Origin of the sequence: Paenibacillus naphthalenovorans, from assembly GCF_900099895.1 — a bacterium.
Classification (GTDB): Bacteria; Bacillota; Bacilli; order Paenibacillales; family NBRC-103111; genus Paenibacillus_G; species Paenibacillus_G naphthalenovorans.
The window spans coordinates 18098-37800 of the sequence record NZ_FNDY01000039.1; the positions used below are offsets into that span (position 1 = coordinate 18098).

A 19703-nucleotide genomic window follows, 5' to 3' on the forward strand; every position below is an offset into this window, starting at 1 on the left:
ACCATACTTTTCTCCGGTTTGAGAACTTTCATCAATCCCCGCGTTAATGTGATAAATAACGGTTAATGGGGTGTCGGCTGATTACGTTTATTGTCGAACGGTTCACGTATCCGCTCATCTGTAAATTCAAAGCTGATGGAATACCCAATGAACAAGCCCCACAGTAAAAACAAGCTGCAATCGGTCAAAATCGTATTCCAACCCAGCAAGGTGATCCGGTCCATCATACCGGTGAGCGGTCCAATGAACAAATACAGGACAGCCCACCATACGAGGCCGTAGCCCAGACCATACCAGGGGCCCTTCGCTTTGGCAAGCAGCAGCGTATACAGTATGGCCGCGGCTATAGAGAAAAGGATATAAGCCCCCCACCCCAGAAGAGTGCCCTGCCATGTCATAAGGTAGGAATGCCTGTAGAAGGGCTCGATCAAAAAAGCCGGTGACAGCGAGGTAAAGTGAAAATAGTGCTGGACGATTTTCAAGCCGCCCCAGAACAATCCTGCAAAAAAACCGATGTACAGCGAAAAAAACCACTTATTGGTTACGGGTTTCGTTTCATTATCATTCGCATGCATTCCGCTGAGCCTCCCGTTGTACATTCCGAATAATCCTTAGTATGTTCAAAAGTCCCATGGATAAACAAGTAGCATTATCCGATCCGATTCGTTACAATAAAGCTGAAGGATTCCTGTTCCTACACCATTCCTAACTTATTCAAATCAGAAGAAGGTGCATCGTTTTGTCGGAAAAGCAGCAGAATGCGGTTTACGGCGGCCAAGCCGTCATTGAAGGCGTCATGTTTGCAGGTCAAAAGGTTCATGTAACGGCTGTACGCCGTAAAGATAACACCATTCATTTTCTAGAAGTTCCCAAAAAAGAATTCGGCTGGGTCCAGACGCTCAAGAAAATCCCTTTCATCCGGGGCATTGTAGGAATCATCGAGGCAAGCGCAAAAGGCTCTCAGCATTTGAATTTCTCTGCTGAAATGTTTGCGGAAGAAGACAGCGGCACAAAGGAAGAAAAGAAGGAAACGTTCGCCAGCAAAATGACAATGATTCTTGGCGTCGCGTTCATAGGCATTCTTTCCTTTTTATTCGGCAAATTTGTTTTCACGCTTGTTCCAACGGCGATCGAACAGCTTTTGTTCGGTAAGATGTTCGAGAATCAAATCGGTCACAATCTGATTGAAGGCCTGATCAAAATCATTTTATTGATAGCTTATATTTATTTCATTTCCCTGACTCCCATGATCAAACGCCTGTTCCAATACCACGGGGCCGAGCATAAAGTAATCAGCGCTTACGAAGCCGGTGTAGAATTAACGGTAAGAAACGTACAAAAGTTCAGCACGCTGCATTACCGCTGCGGCAGCAGCTTTATCGTTTTTACAGTGATTGTCGGCGTGGTGATTTACTCGTTCTTTCAATATGATTCGTTCGTTGAGCGGATCATTCAGCGGATCGTTCTGATTCCCGTGGTTATTGGCGTCTCCTATGAGGTTCTGCGTTTCACTAACAGCTTGCGCGATGTTCCCGTACTGAGGTACCTCGGTTATCCCGGACTTTGGCTGCAGCTTCTTACGACCAAAGAACCCGATGATTCGCAAGTGGAGGTATCGATCGCTTCATTCAACCGCATGAGGGAACTCGATAAGCAAATGCAGGTTTAAACGCTTTTACAGTTCCATCAACAAAAGGAGGGTTTGGAATGAGACACCGCAACAGCACGATAGCCTATGTCATCTTCGCGTTGGTCGCCATCGGCATTTTGTTCACCGTTCTAACCAGACCGGGTACCCTGATCATCCCGCTTCTGGTCTTCGGGATCATCTTCTTGCTGTACAAATACCCGCCTAGCCGCTGGCGCAGCAGATCGAAATCGTTCAGTCCGCCCCGGTTCAGCAGCAGTAAAACCAAGCGCAGAAACGCCACCTTCCGGGTGATCAACGGCAGCAAGGACAGTTCCGACGAACCGCCCAAATACCACTAAAATACAGAGTCGTTACCGTGCAGCAGGTCATTTGAACCTGCTGTTTTTTATGCGCGGGCTCTCGGATCAGCATCTTTATTTTGCCGCATCATCCGGCATACGTGGGTCACATAGTTCTGCTTGTAGTCCGTAAGCTTCCACTTGCCGAAGAAAGCGCGCGTTGCTTGCAGGCCGGATTCGAACAGCTCCAAGCTTTGCTCGGGAGTAATATCGAAGTCGGTATTGCTTACACCCAGCGTCGGGATTTTAACCGTACGGAAACGGTTATGCTTTTGAATATACCGTTCGTCACGGGCATCCAGCATCGTCGAGAAAAGCGCGCGCATCATACTAAGCGGACCGTAAATTTCATTCGGCTTACCCGAACCGCGGCCTACAAGCTGAAATCCGAGGGTAGGGATCATCTGATCCAAAGACGGCTCCTCCTCTGAATCAAACAGCCAAAGCGGAAAGTTGCTAAGCAGCCCTCCATCCACTATGTAAACGAATTGATCCGCAAAGTTTTTATCGAAGCGCATCTTTCGGTTGGCCGCTTTACGTATGATGACAGGATCGAAAAAATAAGGGATGCTCGTGCTCATCCGGACGGCTTTAGCCACCAGAAAACGTTTCGGATCCACCCCGTATTGGGCAATATCATCCGGCAGAACAAGCAGCCTGCGGCTGGAAATGTCAGAAGCAATAATCCGCAGTTGATTGTGTTTCAAATCCCCGAACTTTCGAATGCCTTTAGCCAGCAGCAGCCCGTAGATCCAATGCTCAAGCGATTCACCGGAAAACAGCCCTTTTTTTATAAACAATCTGGACAAGGGACCAATGAATTTGGTATCGAAAATGGCCGACCGCTTCAAAAAAAGGCGGAATGGAGTAGCCTCGATCACTTCCCGCAACTCCTCAGCCTTATATCCGGCCGCTACCAAAGAAGCGACAATGGCACCTGACGACGTTCCCGCCACCTGATAAAATTGGTGACCCAGCTCCTCCACACCGGCTACCGCACCGGCCAGAGCAATACCTTTTACTCCCCCGCCTTCGAATACGGCATTGATTCTCACCCCGCATCCCCTCTTCCCGCAAACAGTCTCACAGAGTATGTATGAGAGTACAGATTGTACATATGCGGGCGTCCAATAAAATAAGCCCCGACATTATGTCGGAGCTTTTCTTACGCCTCTTCCAATTCTCTTTTGAGCTGCATTAAATCCTCGGCCCGGGAGGCATCCCGTTTAAAATATTCCAGCAGCGTCTCGATGCAGGTGATGGATTCCCAGCTGAGATGATGCTCAATACCTTCTACATCTTTATAAATATGCTCATCGGAAACGCCGATCAGCGTCAAAAACTCTTCCAAAAGATGATGTCTGTCTACCAGCCGCTTGCCGACTCTCTGTCCTTTGGACGTCAGTACCAGACCGCGGTATTTCTCATAAATCAGATAATTATCTTTATCCAGCTTCTGAATCATCTTGGTTACTGAAGAAGGGTGAACCTCCAGCCCCTCGGCAATGTCGGATACGCGAGCATAGCCTTTCTCATCAATTAATTTATATATTTTTTCCAAATAATCTTCCATGCTCGGTGTGGCCATTGACGTTCCTCCTGTACTCCAAGACAATCTCGTTTATTTTAATGATACACTGTTTCTTTTTCACAAGGCAAGTCCCTTAGAATGTCCGACTCGTCATTTCCCATGTGTGAGAACTGGCGGGAAGGGTACCCTAAGGTCATTATAAGCGTTCTTTACTATATCACAGCAGCCATAGTGAAGCAAGCCCAAGATCATTTTGAAGGAGGTAAACCATGGCAACCGTGCTGTCTCCGCCCGTTCGGGGAACGCAATTGTTTATTCCCGAGCTCGTTTACTTTGAGCCGGATGCATTGGAATATCCCAAAGGGCAAAAAATCCTTGAATGGGCCAAGAAAGAAGGCTTGCCTATTCATATGACTACTTCGCACAACCGGATTACGAACCTGCCGGGCGAAGGCGAACTGGAGAAATACCGGATCGCCAAAAGAACGCTGGTCGTCGGGATCCGCAAAACATTGACATTCGATACGTCAAAGCCGTCCGCGGAATATGCCATCCCCATTGCGACCGGCTGTATGGCGCATTGTCATTACTGCTATTTACAAACCACCCTGGGAGCCAAGCCTTATATTCGCGTTTATGTCAATATGGATGATATTTTAAATCAAGCCAAGCGGTATATCGATGAACGGGCGCCGGAGATTACCCGGTTTGAAGCCGCATGTACTTCAGATCCTGTAGGTCTGGAGCATATCAGCGGATCCTTGAAGGAAGTCATCGAATTTATGGCGAAGGAACCGCTCGGCCGGCTTCGTTTCGTCACCAAGTTTCATCATGTCGAGCCGCTGCTTGACGCCAGGCATAACGGTCACACCCGCTTTCGGTTCAGTGTAAACGCTGATTATGTCATCAAGCATTTTGAACCGGGTACCTCGAGCTTTCAGGATCGGATCACAGCTGCGGGCAAGGTGGCTAAAGCAGGGTATCCGCTTGGCTTTATCATCGCCCCGATCATTTGGCACGACGGGTGGGAGGAAGGCTACGGCGAGCTTTTACGCAAATTAAAAGAAACCCTTCCGCCGGAAGCGACCTCTGATTTGACCTTTGAATTGATCCAGCACCGGTTTACCAAAACCGCCAAAAAAGTCATCCAGCGCCGTTATCCCAGGACCAAGCTGGAGATGGACGAAGAGCAGCGAAAATATAAATGGGGGCGCTGGGGACAAGGAAAATACGTATATCCTGACGAAAAAGCGGATGCGCTCAGAGCATACATTACCGAGCAAATCTTCACCCATTTTCCGCAGGCGAATATCGATTACTTTACCTAAAAGAACTCAGCCCATCCAGGCGGGGGTAATTTGCTGCAGCCAAATCGTAATCCTTGTCATTTGGTCGGTATAAAGCAGAATCCCGATGAAAATCATCAGCCCCCCGCCCACTTTCATCAAGGTGGAGGAATACCGCAAAATCCAACGGGTCGAGCCGATAAAAAATGCCAGGATAAAAAACGGAATGGCAAACCCCAGCGAATAGGCGGTAATGAGCGGAAGCCAGGAATCAGGCTCTGTTGCCGCCAGCATGAGGATCGAGGACAGAATCGGACCAATGCACGGGGACCAGCCTGCGGCAAAGCCGATACCGATCAAAAGCGACCCGATATAGCTTGCCGGCTTGGTTCTTACCTTCATCTTATACTCCCTCAGCAGCCACTGCGGCTGAAAGATACCCAGCATAAACAAACCCATGGCAAAAATAAAAATAGCGGACAGCTGCCGCATCAAATCGCGGTAGTCGATAAACAAATTGGCAATGGCGCTCGCGCCGAGTCCCAAGCTGTAAAACACGATCGAAAAGCCGACGATAAAGCTTAACGTATGGGTAACCATTTTAAACCGAATTTCACGCGTCGTTTGATCGCTTTTTAACTGATTGACCGAGACACCTGTAATGTAGGACAAATAAGAAGGATACAAAGGCAGACTGCATGGTGAAATAAAGGATAAAAAACCTGCCCAAAGCGCAATCCAGATATTCAATTCCACAGGTCATTCTCACCCCTTTACGGTATTAAGACCTTAATCCTCTTTTGACAAACAAAATGCAGATCAGCATGAAAATCAATACAAGCACGACCGTAGCCCCGGGAGCCAAATCCCAGATGCCCGCCGATGCCAAGCCGATCAGAACCGCCGTCTCCGCAAATAAAATCGACCAGAAGATCGAGTGCTTGAAGCTTCGTGCGACAAGCAGGCTGCATGCGACCGGAATGGTCAGCAAAGAGGATACCAGCAGCGCGCCGACAATCTTGATCGAGACGCTGATCACCAGCGCCGTCAGCATCGTGATCATGATGTTATAGAAGCGCAGCGGCAGACCGCTGACTCCCGCCGCATCCTCGTCAAAGAACAGCAGAAACATTTCTTTATAGTTGATCAGCACAAACGCCGCGACAAGAACAGCTACGCAGCCGACCACCCACAAATCGGTGCTGTCCAACGTATAGATGCTGCCGAAAAAGTAGCTCATGACGTTAATGTTAAAGCCTTTGCCCATCGTAAAAAGAAACGTAGCGAGAGCTATACCTCCCGACATGATAATGGCAATCGACAGCTCCGCATACGTTTTGTAGGCCTTGCGCAGCCATTCGATAGCAAAAGAAGCAAGCAGCGCAAATAACAGCCCTACTCCAATCGGGTACACGTTGATCAAGAACCCGAGGGCCACTCCGGCAATGGACACGTGAGCGAGCGTATCCCCGATCATAGACAGACGGCGAAGCACCAGAAATACCCCCATAAGCGGAGCCGTCAATCCGATCAGCAGGCCGCCAAGCAGCGCCCGCTGAAAAAAATATTCCGTAAATATATCCAACCCTTTTCTCTCCTATCTTCTGAACCAAACCTGCCGCAGCGCCGCAATGCTTATGTCAGTACTTCCATCGTTTCTCTGAGCTGCTGCATGGAGTGGGTCAGATCCGTTTCCCTGCAATTCTCCGGCTCATGCGTGTGCTTGACATAGAAAGACAATCCGCCGTTCTTCTGGGCCGGCTCGCTCCCGAGATACGATTTCATCATATCCATATCATGTGAAACCATAATAAATGTAATATGATGATGCTGGTGCATATGACGGATCATACGGAAAAACCCGGCTTGCGTCTCCGCGTCGATTCCCACGGTAGGCTCGTCCAAAATGAGCAGCTCCGGATTATTCACGAGCGCCCTGGCGAGAAATACCCGCTGCTGCTGGCCTCCGGACAATTGACCGATCCGACGGTCAGCCAGATCCTCGATCCGCATCGCATACAGCGCATCGTCGCATTTATTCCGCTGCTGCTTCGTCAGCCTCCGGAACATGTTTTTCTTTCCGAACAGGCCGGAGGTGACCACCTCCCGGACGGTCGCCGGAAACAGCGGGTTAAGCGCATTCTTCTGCGGTACATACCCGATCCGTTCCCAATCCCGGAAATCCTTGATCGACTGGCCGAACAAGCGAATCTCGCCGGAGGTGGGCTTCAGCAGGCCGACGATCATTTTGAGCAGCGTCGTTTTGCCGGCTCCGTTAGCGCCGATCAGGCCGACAAAATCACGCTCGAGAATCGAATAACTCAGGTTTTGAATCACCGTTTTATTTTCATAAGAAAAAAAGACGTCATCGATCGTAACGATCTCCTGATGACATCCGGATTGAGCATTGTTCAGCATAGCAAAGCTCCTTAGTCGAAGGTCTCCCTTCTATTGTAATGCTTTTAATAAATTATTCAAATTGTTTTGCATAATTGACACATAATCCTCACCTTGCTTGACCTGTTCCTCCGTCAGTCCTTCGATCGGATTGAGGACAAGCGTTTCCACTCCCGCATCGTTGGCCAGCGTCCGGGCCATCTTGTCGGAGACCAGTTCCTCAAAGAATATATATTTGAGCTGGTTGTCTTTTATGAATTTAAGAATGGCCTGCATATCCTTTGAGGTAGGCTCGGCGTCCGCCGTCAGGCCCATGATTGATTTTTGTACCAGGCCGTACTCCTTGGCCAAGTAGCCAAACGATTGGTGCGTCACGACGATTTCTTTCTTGGAAGTGCCTGCCAGCTTCTCTTTGTATTGGTTATGCAGCTCATCCAGCTGATCCGCGAGCTTTTTGAAGTTGGCTTCATAGTCCGCCTGATTCGCCGCATCCACTTTGATAAGAGCGTCTTTCACATTTTGCGCGATGATCTTGGCATTAACCGGGCTTAACCAAACGTGAGGATCCATTCCCGACTCATTATGTTCGTCTTGATGCTCATCCTCGTGCTCGTCTTGGTGCTCATCCTTATGGGCATCCTGCGCAGCGTCGTCATCATGTCCATTGCCTTTTTCCTCATGGCCATGATCATGTCCGTCCTCCGTACCCGGGATGAGCGTAATCCCTTTGCTTGCTTCCACGGCAGTCATACCGGACTTCTTATCCAGGCTGCTTAGCGTCTGATTGACCCAGCCCTCGAAACCCGCTCCCAAATAGATAAACAGATCCGCCTTGGACAAATTGGACATATCCTGACCCTTAGGCGACCAGTCATGAGGTTCAACTCCTGTAGGAACCAGATTGATGACATTCACATGCGCTCCGCCGATTTTGGAAGCAAAATCATACAGCGGATAGAAGCTTGCAACCACATTGATTTTCCCGTCCTCCATGGCTTGCTGCGGCTGGCTGCCGGTGCAGCCCGATAATGCGATGGATAGCATGAGAACAAGAATAAATGGTACAACCGTGCGTTTGTATATCTTTTGAAAAGACATCGGCAAGTCACTTCCCCCTTATGTAAATCGTAATTATTTTTATTATGAATCGACAACGATGATTATACCCCCCTCCCGGCCGGGTTGTCAACGGTAAATGTAGAAATTACGATTGAGCGGTCATATAAAAAAAAGACCCTACGGCCGGCTGATCTAACCGGTCCGTAGCGTCAATTGATCGGAGAATGATTTATTCAATTTCAACCGTTCGCCGCTGAACCTTCAAGCAAAGTCCGGGCGCTTTGATACACGTTCCCGGATTCCGGTGGTGAACAACCTTATTTGACCACGGACCCATTCGGAATCGAATCGGAAACTGTCGCTAAAGTTAATTGATCCCCTTGAGAGGCTGCCAAAATCATCCCTTGGGACAGCTCCCCGCGCAGCTTGACCGGCTTCAGGTTGGTTACACAGATGACTTTGCGTCCGATCATCTGCTCCGGCGTGTAATATTGGGCAATGCCGGAGACGACCTGCCGCTGCTCGAAACCGAGGTCCAACTGCAGCTTCAGCAGCTTGTCGGCTTTCTTTACCGGCTCCGCAGCGATGACCTGCGCCACCCGCAGCTCCACCTTGAAGAAATCGTCGATGGAGATTTCCGGAGCCTTTTCCTCATCCGCTTCACCCGTTGACGAGGTTGAGGGCGTTTCCGGTTCAGCCGCCTTCGTCCCTCCGCCCATCGAATTGGCGATATAAGCGATCTCTTTCTCCGCTTCAAGGCGCGGGAACATGACCTCGCCTTTGACCACTTGCGTGCCGGAAGGCAGTGTTCCGAACTTGTAGATGGTCTCCCAACCGGTGAGGGACTCTCCTTCGATACCAAGCTGCCGCCACATTTTGCGCGGTGTTTCAGTCATGAACGGCTGCAGCAGTACGGAAACGATGCGCAGGGACTCCGCCAGGCAGTACAGCACCGAACCAAGCACAGGGCGCTTGGCCTCGTCCTTCACCAGCAGCCACGGCTGCGTTTCGTCGATATATTTGTTCGTACGGCTGATCAGCTGCCAAATCAGGGTCAATGCCACGGAGAATTCAAGCTTCTCCATCGCTTCCTCCACTTTGGCGACCGAAGTGCGGACGGTCTCAATCAGGTTTTTATCGTATTCCGTAGCTCCCTCAATGTAAGGCTGCACGATGCCGTTAAAATATTTGTCGATCATCACGACGGTTCTGCTGAGCAGGTTGCCGAGGTCGTTCGCCAGATCAAAATTGACTCTTTCCACGAAGCTTTCCGGCGTGAATGTCCCGTCGGCCCCAAACGGCACTTCCCTCATCAGGTAATAGCGCAGCGCATCCAGGCCGTAGCGGTCAATAAGGGTGACCGGATCGACGACATTCCCTTTGGACTTGGACATTTTGCCGTCCTTCATCAGGAGCCAGCCGTGGCTGAATACCTTTTTGGGGAGGGGCAGGTCCAGCGCCATCAGCATGATCGGCCAAATAATCGTGTGGAAACGTACAATTTCCTTGCTCATCAGATGCACGTCCGCAGGCCAGTACGTTTGAAAACGGCTGTCGTCCCCGCTGCCGTACCCAAGCGCCGAAATGTAGTTGGACAGCGCATCGATCCACACATAAATCACGTGCTTCGGATTACCCGGTACACGGATCCCCCAATCGAAGGTGGTGCGGGACACCGCCAAATCCTCAAGTCCCGGCTTGATAAAGTTATTGATCATCTCATTACGGCGAGATTCCGGTTGAATAAAATCCGGATTTTCCTCATAAAATTGGACCAGCCGGTCGGCATATTTGCTCAGCCGGAAGAAATAGCTTTCCTCCTTTACCCATTCCACCGGACGTCCGCAGTCGGGACATTTGCCGTCCACCAGCTTATTTTCCAGGAAGAACGATTCGCACGGCGTACAGTACCAGCCCTCGTAATGGCCCAGGTAAATGTCGTCCTGCTCCATCAGCCTGGCGAATATTTTCTCTACGGCTTCCTTGTGCCGCGGTTCGGTCGTGCGAATGAAGTCATCATAGGAGATGTCCAGCTTTTTCCACAAATCCTTGATTCCCGCGACGATATCGTCTACGAATTGCTGTGGCGTTTTGCCTGCTTCTTGAGCTTTGCGCTCAATTTTCTGCCCGTGCTCGTCCGTCCCCGTCAAGTACATGACGTCGTAGCCGCGCAGCCGTTTGTACCGTGCGACGACATCACCGGCCACCGTGGAATAGGCATGTCCAATGTGCAGCTTGTCACTCGGGTAATAAATCGGCGTTGTGATGTAAAAACTTTTTTTCTTCGTTTCGGACATGAAGGTTACCTCCCAAAATAGTAAATTGCAATCTTATTCTCTGCGGCAGCTTTATTTGTACAAAAAAAGCCCTCATCCCTTTGGGACGAGAGCTTCTGCTCACGCGGTACCACCCAACTTTCCCCGAACATGTTCGTTAGCAGACGGATGACCATCCGCTGCACGCCGTTCGAGGCTCAGCGGTCGTTGACGACCTTCCGTTAACGCCGGAATTACGATGAAAGCTAGCCAGAGGCATCTTGTCATGACCTGCGCACCTGTACGTGCCAAGTGGCGGTACAGGCGATACGATCCATCGGCTCACCTTCATATCCTCCAGGACCATTTTCCTCTGCATCGGCCCGCCGGTTCTCAGCTCCTCCGGCTCTCTGTGCGGCTTCACGCAAAAGTACTTATCCGTTCATGGGATGTTAAGCCAAATATATCGAAAATCCCCTGCCCGTGTCAAGGCACATGATCTACGCCCCCTGGATGAAACGGGTGGCATTTGCATATCCGTTTGACAGCAAGCCATGACCCGCGTGCCGCCCCATGGCGCTCCAGCGCTTCCAGCGCGTAGGCGGAACAGGTGGGATAGAATCGGCAGGTCGGCGGCTTCAACGGAGAGATGAACTTCCTGTAGAACAGCACCCCGCCCCGCAAAACTTGCTTCACCATCGGCGCAGCTCCTTTGCTTTAGAACCGGCAATCGGCCAACGTATAATTTCATGATGCCGCATGATGGGTGTCATGTCAAATCGATCGCTTAAGGATCCGGCGGCATCTTTTCTTCTGCATCACTAAGCTGAAAATCAGCTTAACAGGCTGCGATGCCGCCATTTTTCCTGCTGTTAGATTGATTTTCAGCTTCACAGAGCCCGGTCCCGGAATAATTAAGTACCGGATATTTACAGTTCCTTCCATATCCAGGCTGACGCCAAGCCCCAAGCCGCTCCAAGACAAGCCGTCCTCTCATCCGAGTGCAGCCCTCTGCTCCGCCTCTGCCAGCTGCTATTATGCCTGGCCGTTCTAGGCCTCGCTCCTTACCGTTTCCTCTACCGCTTTGCCTGCCGCAATCTCACGCAACGCGACCCGGCTGCTCTTGCCCAGGCGCCCGTTTTGGTAATCCAGCATCCGGCCGGCGCCTAATGCCGTGCAGTCCATCGGCTGGTCCGCAATATGCACCGGCACTCCGGTTTCCTTCTGTATCCGCTCGTCCAGTCCGTGAAGAAGCGCACCGCCGCCGCAGAGCAATATGCCCCGATCCATCACATCGCCGGCCAGCTCCGGCGGGCATTTCTCCAATGTCACCCGGATCGCTTCGAGAATGGTCATCAAGAAATCGTCCATCAATGAAGAGATTTCACTAGAGGTCAAGTGAAGCGAACGCGGAAGCCCGTCGATCAGGTCGCGTCCTCTGATATCCATACCTTTCTTCTCGCCATCCGGGTCCAGCACCGATCCGATCCGTATCTTGATTTCTTCAGCCGTCCGCTCTCCGATAGCCATATTATAGGTGCGCTTAACATAATCGATGATATCCTTGTCGATGGACATGCCTGCCCGCCGCACGGTATGACTCACTACAATCCCGCCTAGCGAAAGAACCGCCACCTGGCTTGTTCCGCCTCCGATGTCAAGCACCAGGCTGCCGATAGGCTCGTCCACCGGCAACCCGGCGCCCAGCGCCGCCGCAAGCGGCTCCTCCACCGCTACCGCCTTCTTTGCCCCTTTATGTATGACCGTTTCCTCTACGGCACGCTTTTGCACATTCGTAATCCCGCACGGCACCGAAATATACACCTGCGAGCTTCGAAACCAGGGAGCGCGCCCCTGAACCTTTTTCACAAAATGCTGCAGCATCGCGCTGGTCACATCAAAATTGGCGATCACACCGTCCATAAGAGGGTAAATAATATCGAGGTTGCCCGGCGTACGCCCGATCATCGCCTGCGCTTCTGTTCCAACCGCAACAATCTCTCCCGTATCCTGACGAATCGCCACCACGGACGGCTCACGCAGAACAATCCCTTTCCCCTGCTGATAAATGACCGTATTGGATGTACCCAGGTCTATTCCATAAAGCATATCAAATCGTTTTAACATGACGAATTTCCTCCTTCAAGGGCTGTATGAATGGTGGGCAACCGGAGCTCGAATACGGTGCCTTTGCCGATTTCGCTTCGTACGGAGATGGTTCCCCCGTGTAAATCCACGAGCTCACGAACAATCGCAAGCCCCAGGCCGGTACCCCGGTTCTTTTTGCTGCGTCCCCGGTCTACCTTGAAAAACCTCTCCCAAATCATCTCCTGATCATCCGGCGAAATGCCGATGCCCGTATCCGAAACGCAAAGCTGAATAAACCCCGGTTCACTCCGGGCCTTTAACGAGATGCGGCCGTCTTCCGTAAATTTGACCGCATTTTTCACCAGATTTTTCAAAATTTGCTCCAGCCGGTCAGGGTCCGCATAGGCTTTGGGCAGCTCCTCTTCCGCGGACACCTCAATGACCGTGTTTTTTTCGGCGGCCTCCGGCTCAAAAGTCGATGCCACATGCGACATCACCCGATAAACATCGACCGGGCTTCGGGCCAATGTAATTTCGTTATTTTCCAGCTTGATCAGATCCATGATATCGTCCACCAGCCGGTTCATATGCAGCGTTTCTTTATAAATGATATCGTAATATCTGGGCTTGGCCGCATGATCGATCAGATCGTCCTGCAGCGCCTCCAGAAATCCCTGCATCGCCGTCAGCGGCGTCCGCAGCTCATGGGATACATTAGCGAGAAAATCCTGCCGGATCTGCTCCAGCTTTCTTTTTTCATAATCGATCTTCTCCAGTTTTTCCGCCATTTGATTTATCGTCGCCGCCAAATCGCCGATTTCATCCTTCGACGGAATATTGATCCGCTCGCCGTAGTCGCCGAGTCCGATTTTGGACGCAACCTTATCAATTTCACGCAAAGGACGCGAAATCGACCAGGACAAATAGGAAGCGATCGCTGCGGACAGCATCATTCCAAGCAGCGTAACCCACAGAATCGTCTCCCTCATGCTTGTAATGGTCTGGTTCATGCCGACAACCGGCGCATGCAGAACGATCCCCCCATAGACGACATCGTCCTTTCCCCAAGGGACGGCAACCGACAGCATGGTTTCTTTCAGGCCTTCAAATTGCAGATTTAATGTGGCATCCTCGCCTTGGAGCACTTTCCGGACTATGGAAGGCTCCACGGATTTCCCGATATATACTTCATCTTTACTGGATGTAGCTACAATGCGGCCGCTGCGGTCAAAGGTCCAGATTCGCGTATCGAACGACTGGTCAAAAAAGATCAGCAAATCCTTCATGCGCTCATCGGATTGCTGAAAATTTTGAATGGTCAGATTCACGCGTTTGGCCTTGCGAAGCAGTTCCTCCCGCTGGGTGTCGACAATATAATCCTTGGTCCAAAAAGATAAAAGCAATCCGACCGCACACAGTCCAAGCAGTACCGTAAGCATGTAACTGAATAACAACCGCCGAAAAATGCTCTTATGTACGCCGAAAATCATCGTTCCGCCTCAAATTTATACCCGACGCCCCATATCGTCTGGATACAATCCTTTTTATACGGATTAAGCTTCTCCCGCAGTTTCTTGACATGCACGTCTACCGTACGGATGTCACCGATAAAGTCATAGCCCCACACCTGTTCCAGAAGCTGCTCCCGGGTGTACACCGTTCCCGGAGATTTGGCCATGTGCGTAAGCAAATCGAACTCCTTCGGACGCAGCATAATTTTTTCTTCCCCTACCAGCACCTCGCGACGATCCGGGTGAATCGACAAACCGTCAAACGTATAGGTTTGTTCCTGTTCCTCCGAACTTTTTCTAGGCTGCATGCGCCGAAAAATCGCCTTAATGCGCGCGACAAGCTCCCTCGGGCTGAACGGCTTCGTAACATAATCGTCTGCGCCAAGCTCAAGTCCGAGCACCCTGTCGATCTCCTCGCCTTTAGCCGTCAGCATGATGATCGGAATATCATAGCGTTTCAGTATTTCGCGGCACGCCTCGTACCCGTCCATCTTGGGCATCATGACGTCCAATATAATAATGTCCGGAGATTCTTTTTCTACCATCTCCAGCGCGGCTTCTCCGTCCTGGGCTTCCACCATCTCGATATGCTGCTTTTCGAAATAGAGCCGGATGATCTCCCGTACATTTGGATCGTCATCGGCTACAAGCACCTTCCAGGGATTCATCAATTCAGCTCCTTTTATATATATTGAAGTCCCTATCCTATAGGATTCTCTTGAGCCTTTGAATTTGCGGGGGGAAACAAGAAAAAGGAAGCTATTTCCTCATGTCGGAACATGATGGAAACAGCCTCCAGGGGATCTTACTTGGCTTGTGGAGATTCCGTCGTACCAGCGTCACCGGCACCATCATTCACTTCCGGTGCCGTGGACGGAGAGTCTGTGCTTAAGTCACCTTTGTTGGAGTCCGGTGCAGGTGCGGGGGTCATTGTTCCTGTATCGCCGGACGGCGTTGAGTTCGAAGGAACGTCACTACTTGTTCCCCCTTCGCCTGAGCAGCCGGAGAGCAGCCCTAATATCAACATTCCGCCCAGCACACATACAAACCATCGTCTCATGCTCTAGCTCCTTTCCAGAATCGGTGATCGCCTTACAAGCTCTAATATAAGATAAAAACATGTTCAAACTGTGTTGAAACCTTGACCGGAAGTTTAAATAAGTATGATCAAACGGTGAACATTTCGTCCAGACGACAGAATTTGAGCATTTCTAACGAATTCTATAAAAGTGACGATCGAGCGATTTGCTCCAGGACTAACGGCTGCGCAGTATGATATGGGGACTTAGAGGAGCTGAATGCTCTCAATACATATTTCCGAATCACAACATCATAACCACATTGTCATGGAGGGTGAAGACCGTGAACAATTCCAAAGATTTCGTAAAAAATCAATTGAATAAATGGAAGAACGCCGCAGCAGGGCTCCTTTCATCGGGAGGGGAAGCCATGGATACGCATGCCGTTGAACTGGAGCCCGAATATTACGAGAAATGCCGGCAAATGGCCGAAGTACAGAACACAACCGTATCCGCTGTAGTCCATTATATGATTGAGCAATATTTTGCCGGCCGTTCACAAGATACCTTGTTCCAAACGACGGCAGATCAGAAAGACAAAAATCCGCTGCTTCAGCTTGACGCGCTAACCAGGCGTAAAGCACCTTATACCCCAGAGGAGGCACAGGAATATGATCTTACATAACGATGCGAATCTTAAGCAGGACATCTTCTTGGAGCAATCCGCCCTGATGGCATTTATGAATCCGGAAGATCCTTATTATTTGAAGGCGCGCACGATTTTCTTCGATATACACGATTTGGATCGGCGTCTGGCGACGACCAACTATGTTATCTTTGAAACGCACCAATGGCTGCGAAACCATTTTGATTTTGCCGATGCGCAATTTTTCCTGAACACCATTGACAAAGCCGTGCAGCAGGGCGTGCTGACCGTCATTCCGGGAAGCCCGGAGCTCGAGCAGGAATCCAAGCGGCTCATCCTTGACTTTCCGAAATCCCAGTTCTCGCTGAATGAAGCCATGACGGCTGTCGTGATGCTGTCTTACCAGTTGAAACGGATTTTCACATTTAATCCAAACTACGCCTTTCTGACCACACTGGACCGGGAGATCAGGCTGCTCCCCAGCATGTGGTAACGTAAATAAGCGCCGCCCCCGATTCACAGTCTTGCACTGTGACCGGGGGCGCTTTTTATTTACAGCCGCAGTCCCGCCGCAGATCTTTACAAAATAAATATCATAAAATACAGGAACATTATGGCATATTTTGCGTCTAAATGAACGTCACAGCTTTAACGGAAGGTATGCTATCCTTTATGACAAGTTTATCAATACATGAATTGGGGCGAAGTGGAGAACGCCATCGGCGGCTTGCGGAAGTATTCACGGCTGCTGCGCTGAATTCAGCTTAGCAGCTCGCCCTGCCACCGCTGCCGTCGTTCAAACGGCAAAAAGACCGCGTCCCCCAAAGGAGACGCGGTCTTTTATCCCAGTACGACGCGGTCGTCGGCGAATTTGGTGCCGCGGATGCGCTCGAATTCGTGCAGCAGCCCTTCTACGGTGAGGCCCTGCTTCTCCTGCTCCGGCACATCCAAAATGATGCGGCCCTTGTCCATCATGATCAGCCGGTTGCCGAGGCGGATGGCCTGCTCCATGTTGTGCGTGACCATCAACGTCGTCAGCTTCAGCTCGGAGACGATCTGCTCGGTCAGCGTGGTGATGAGCTCCGCCCGAGAAGGATCCAATGCGGCGGTATGCTCGTCAAGCAGCAAAATGCGCGGCTCCGTGAAGGTCGCCATGAGCAGGCTGAGCGCCTGACGCTCACCGCCGGACAGCAGACCGACCTTCGCGCTCAACCGATCCTCCAAGCCAATGCCGAGCCGGCTAAGCTGCTCCTTGAACATCTTCCTCTTCTTCACGTTCACGCCGATCGAAAGTCCTCTGGGCTTGCTGCGCGCGTAAGCCATGGCCAGGTTCTCTTCTATCGTCATCGTTGGAGCGGTGCCTGCCATCGGGTCCTGAAACACGCGGCCGATCCATGCCGTACGGCGATGTTCCGGCAGGGCTTCGACTTGCTTCCCGTCAATCCATACTTTCCCCAGATCCGGTGTCATGACTCCGGATATGATGTTCATCAACGTAGATTTGCCGGCGCCGTTGCTGCCAATGACAGTAACGAAGTCTCCGTCCTTCAAGTTCAGGTTAATCCGTGACAAAGCCACCTTCTCATCCGGAGTTCCCGGATTAAACAGCTTCGATACGCCTTCGATCTTCAGCATCAGATGCCACCTCCCCGCGCAACATCGGCAGAGCTGGCCTGGTCCAATTCAGCCGCTCTTTTGCGGACAAGCGCTTTTTGGCGCATCGATGCGCGTATCATCGGCAGCGTCAGAGCAATAATGACGATCAAAGCGGTCATCAGCTTCATGTCCGTTGCCTCTACCCCGACGCGCAGCGCCAGCGCTACGATGAGGCGGTAAACGACAGCTCCTAACGCGACCGCAAGCGTCGCGCGAACCACGGTCCGTGCGCCGAACAGCGCTTCACCGATGATGACCGAGGCCAGACCGATAACGATCATCCCCACACCCATCGTAATTTCGGTAAAAGCCGAGTACTGCGCGATCAATGCGCCGGACAAAGCTACAAGTCCGTTGGACAAGCTGACTCCGATGATGATGGTGTTATCCGTATTAACTCCGAAGCTGCGGATCATCCGCGGATTGTCACCGGTTGCCCGAAGAGCAAGACCAATATCCGTACGCAAAAACCAATCGAGTGCCAGCTTGATGACCAATACGGCAATCGGCAGGACGATCAACAGCTTCACGTTCGTAAGCAGCGTATCCATACCGAGCATAGGGATATTGGATTTATCCATAATCCGGAGATTAATGGAATATAGCGCAATCATCATCAAAATCCCGGCAAGCAGTGCGTTAATTTTCCCTTTCGTATGCAGCAGACCTGTACAAACTCCTGCGATCAGCCCACCGAAAAATGCCGCTATCGTAGCAATGACAGGCGAACCGCCGCCAGTAATCATGACTGCGGCAATGGCCCCGCCGGTAGTAAAGCTCCCGTCAACCGTCAGGTCGGGAAAATTCAAAATCCGAAACGTAATGTAAACCCCCAGAGCCATAATGGCGTAGATCATACCTGACTCCAGAGAGCCTGTTAATGCAAGAAGCATTGATCCATCCCCCTGTAAAGAATGAAGAGTGACCCCCAAATGAATAAAAGGTCACCCGGTGCTTTGAATTATTTTGCAGAACCGCTAAGCAAATTTTCCTTGTTCTGCATTTTGCTTTTCATCGAATCCGTAATTTCGACTCCCTGCGCCTTGGCTGCATCTTCATTTATAATCAGATCCAGCTTATCCGGATAGCTCACTTTCATATCCTGCGGCTTGGCTCCGTTTTTGAGGATCTCGACGGCCATTTGTCCAGCTTGGTAACCATGGTCGTAGTACTTAAATCCGTAGGTAGCCAAAGCACCTTTCTCTACCGTATCCCGGTCGCTGGAGAAGAACGGAATCTTCCTGTCGTTGGCAATCTTGATGATCGTTTCTACCCCGCTGACCACCGTGTTATCCAGTGTGATGTAGAACGCGTCGACGCGGCCCACAAGCGATTCGGCCGCTTGCTTTACTTCCGAGCTGTTGGCAACAGCTGCTTTGACGAGCTTGATGTTATGCTTGGCAAGCGCCTTTTCGGCCGTATTCACCATGAATTCGGAGTTGGGTTCTCCTTCATTGACGACGACCCCGACCGTTTTCACTTTAGGGAATTCCGCTGCAATAAAATCCATCAGCTTCGGTACGGCATCCGGATGCGTATCGGCCGCACCGGTCACATTCGCACCGGGCTTATCCAAGCTGGCCACCAGCTTTGCGCTGACCGGATCGGTAACCGCCGCGAACAGCACCGGCGTATCCTTCACGTTCTGCACCACCGCTTGTGCGGTCGGAGTAGCGATGGCGACAACGAGATCTTTCTTATCCGCTGCAAATTTTTGAGCAATGGTCAAATTCGCTGCAGCATCGCCTTGCGCATTCTGATAATCCACCTGCAGATTTTCTTTGTCAACGAAGCCGGCGTCCTTCAGCGCAGCCAGGAAGCCCTCGCGCGTAGCGTTAAGAGACGGATGCTCGACAATTTGGGCTATCCCGATTTTATACACCTTTTTATCTTGTGGATTGGAGGCGCTTCCCGCCGGATCAGATTCGGCGGGCTTTGAGCCGCATCCTGCTGCAGTCAAAACCAAAGGCACGGTTAGAAGCAACGATAAGAGCTTAGTGGATGTTTTCAATGATTATTAAACCCCCTAATATACCGCTATTATGCTTTAAATCAATGCTTTAAATCAATATTATTTAATTTTATTATGGCTGTTCCTATTCGTCAATGAACAATTATACCTTGGTTCAATATCCCGAGTAACCATTAACAGTATAATGGATAAAATTCCACATGACCTATGCAGTTCGTGGTAAGACCTGGTAAAGTTCTGGTCTGGGTGTAACCCAAAGAAGCATTAAATAATGCTCTGGCCAAAACAATTCAA

The 19703-nt window shown here is 50.7% G+C and carries 22 protein-coding genes; 5 read left to right on the plus strand and 17 right to left on the minus strand.

Annotation, left to right across the window (positions count from 1 at the left end):
- Positions 1 to 62: 62 nt before the first annotated feature.
- Complete coding sequence (locus BLT35_RS23210; RefSeq protein ID WP_074729867.1) at positions 63 to 575, minus strand: YqhR family membrane protein; 513 nt, start codon at positions 573 to 575, stop codon at positions 63 to 65.
- Positions 576 to 739: 164 nt separating this feature from the next.
- On the opposite strand from BLT35_RS23210, the gene BLT35_RS23215 reads away from it, so the two are divergent.
- Together BLT35_RS23215 and BLT35_RS23220 are read left to right on the plus strand one after the other, a co-directional pair.
- Positions 740 to 1669: a DUF1385 domain-containing protein gene (locus BLT35_RS23215; protein ID WP_074729868.1), complete on the plus strand. Its 930-nt coding sequence runs from the start codon at positions 740 to 742 to the stop codon at positions 1667 to 1669.
- Between the two features lie 38 nt (positions 1670 to 1707).
- Positions 1708 to 1989: a hypothetical protein gene (locus BLT35_RS23220; RefSeq protein WP_074729869.1), complete on the plus strand. Its 282-nt coding sequence runs from the start codon at positions 1708 to 1710 to the stop codon at positions 1987 to 1989.
- A gap of 47 nt (positions 1990 to 2036) precedes the next feature.
- On the opposite strand, the gene BLT35_RS23225 is transcribed toward BLT35_RS23220, so the two are convergent.
- Complete coding sequence (locus tag BLT35_RS23225; protein WP_074729870.1) at positions 2037 to 3044, minus strand: patatin-like phospholipase family protein; 1008 nt, start codon at positions 3042 to 3044, stop codon at positions 2037 to 2039.
- A gap of 110 nt (positions 3045 to 3154) precedes the next feature.
- Positions 3155 to 3577 (minus strand): transcriptional regulator MntR, encoded by a 423-nt coding sequence (gene mntR, locus BLT35_RS23230; protein WP_074729871.1) that lies wholly within the window; start codon positions 3575 to 3577, stop codon positions 3155 to 3157.
- Positions 3578 to 3789: 212 nt separating this feature from the next.
- On the opposite strand from mntR, the gene splB reads away from it, so the two are divergent.
- Positions 3790 to 4848: a spore photoproduct lyase gene (splB, locus tag BLT35_RS23235; RefSeq protein WP_074729872.1), complete on the plus strand. Its 1059-nt coding sequence runs from the start codon at positions 3790 to 3792 to the stop codon at positions 4846 to 4848.
- 6 nt (positions 4849 to 4854) lie between these two features.
- On the opposite strand, the gene BLT35_RS23240 is transcribed toward splB, so the two are convergent.
- The 11 genes from BLT35_RS23240 to BLT35_RS26595 all read right to left on the minus strand — a co-directional run bounded on the left by BLT35_RS23240 (position 4855) and on the right by BLT35_RS26595 (position 15176).
- Positions 4855 to 5562: a cytochrome c biogenesis CcdA family protein gene (locus tag BLT35_RS23240; RefSeq protein ID WP_074729873.1), complete on the minus strand. Its 708-nt coding sequence runs from the start codon at positions 5560 to 5562 to the stop codon at positions 4855 to 4857.
- A gap of 25 nt (positions 5563 to 5587) precedes the next feature.
- Complete coding sequence (locus BLT35_RS23245) at positions 5588 to 6391, minus strand: metal ABC transporter permease (protein WP_074729874.1); 804 nt, start codon at positions 6389 to 6391, stop codon at positions 5588 to 5590.
- A 50-nt stretch (positions 6392 to 6441) separates the two neighbouring features.
- Positions 6442 to 7224 carry a metal ABC transporter ATP-binding protein gene (locus BLT35_RS23250; protein WP_054818825.1) on the minus strand — a complete coding sequence of 261 codons (783 nt, stop codon included), beginning with the start codon at positions 7222 to 7224 and terminating at the stop codon, positions 6442 to 6444.
- Positions 7225 to 7254: 30 nt separating this feature from the next.
- Positions 7255 to 8301, minus strand: coding sequence for a metal ABC transporter solute-binding protein, Zn/Mn family (locus BLT35_RS23255; RefSeq protein ID WP_074729880.1), 1047 nt, complete (start codon positions 8299 to 8301; stop codon positions 7255 to 7257).
- A gap of 278 nt (positions 8302 to 8579) precedes the next feature.
- Positions 8580 to 10559, minus strand: coding sequence for a methionine--tRNA ligase (gene metG, locus BLT35_RS23260; RefSeq protein ID WP_074729875.1), 1980 nt, complete (start codon positions 10557 to 10559; stop codon positions 8580 to 8582).
- A 444-nt stretch (positions 10560 to 11003) separates the two neighbouring features.
- Entirely contained in the window at positions 11004 to 11216 is a 213-nt protein-coding gene (gene yidD / locus BLT35_RS23265) for a membrane protein insertion efficiency factor YidD (RefSeq protein WP_082660780.1), read from the minus strand.
- A 75-nt stretch (positions 11217 to 11291) separates the two neighbouring features.
- A complete protein-coding gene (locus BLT35_RS23270) occupies positions 11292 to 11501 on the minus strand; it encodes a hypothetical protein (protein ID WP_074729876.1) in 210 nt (69 codons plus the stop codon).
- Between the two features lie 66 nt (positions 11502 to 11567).
- The gene (locus tag BLT35_RS23275) at positions 11568 to 12644 is read right to left on the minus strand and encodes a rod shape-determining protein (protein WP_062409001.1); all 1077 of its coding nucleotides are present in this window, start codon (positions 12642 to 12644) and stop codon (positions 11568 to 11570) included.
- Positions 12638 to 14044, minus strand: a complete 1407-nt coding sequence (locus BLT35_RS23280; RefSeq protein ID WP_254777647.1) for a sensor histidine kinase — start codon at positions 14042 to 14044, stop codon at positions 12638 to 12640. Before BLT35_RS23280 ends, BLT35_RS23275 begins: the two co-directional genes overlap by 7 nt.
- A 47-nt stretch (positions 14045 to 14091) precedes the next feature.
- Complete coding sequence (locus BLT35_RS23285; protein ID WP_062409002.1) at positions 14092 to 14784, minus strand: response regulator transcription factor; 693 nt, start codon at positions 14782 to 14784, stop codon at positions 14092 to 14094.
- A 137-nt stretch (positions 14785 to 14921) separates the two neighbouring features.
- Complete coding sequence (locus tag BLT35_RS26595; protein ID WP_139170852.1) at positions 14922 to 15176, minus strand: hypothetical protein; 255 nt, start codon at positions 15174 to 15176, stop codon at positions 14922 to 14924.
- A gap of 302 nt (positions 15177 to 15478) precedes the next feature.
- Here BLT35_RS26595 and BLT35_RS23290 point away from each other — a divergent pair, with 302 nt between their 5' ends.
- The gene (locus BLT35_RS23290; RefSeq protein WP_054818823.1) at positions 15479 to 15820 is read left to right on the plus strand and encodes a hypothetical protein; all 342 of its coding nucleotides are present in this window, start codon (positions 15479 to 15481) and stop codon (positions 15818 to 15820) included.
- Positions 15807 to 16274 (plus strand): type II toxin-antitoxin system VapC family toxin, encoded by a 468-nt coding sequence (locus BLT35_RS23295; RefSeq protein ID WP_054818822.1) that lies wholly within the window; start codon positions 15807 to 15809, stop codon positions 16272 to 16274. Before BLT35_RS23290 ends, BLT35_RS23295 begins: the two co-directional genes overlap by 14 nt.
- A 347-nt stretch (positions 16275 to 16621) precedes the next feature.
- On the opposite strand, the gene BLT35_RS23300 is transcribed toward BLT35_RS23295, so the two are convergent.
- The 3 genes from BLT35_RS23300 to BLT35_RS23310 form a co-directional block, all read right to left on the minus strand.
- Positions 16622 to 17416, minus strand: a complete 795-nt coding sequence (locus BLT35_RS23300) for an ABC transporter ATP-binding protein (protein WP_074729877.1) — start codon at positions 17414 to 17416, stop codon at positions 16622 to 16624.
- Positions 17416 to 18330 carry an ABC transporter permease gene (locus BLT35_RS23305; protein WP_062409005.1) on the minus strand — a complete coding sequence of 305 codons (915 nt, stop codon included), beginning with the start codon at positions 18328 to 18330 and terminating at the stop codon, positions 17416 to 17418. The genes BLT35_RS23300 and BLT35_RS23305 overlap by 1 nt, the downstream gene beginning before the upstream one ends.
- A gap of 68 nt (positions 18331 to 18398) precedes the next feature.
- Positions 18399 to 19448 (minus strand): ABC transporter substrate-binding protein, encoded by a 1050-nt coding sequence (locus BLT35_RS23310; RefSeq protein WP_074729878.1) that lies wholly within the window; start codon positions 19446 to 19448, stop codon positions 18399 to 18401.
- Positions 19449 to 19703: the final 255 nt, after the last annotated feature.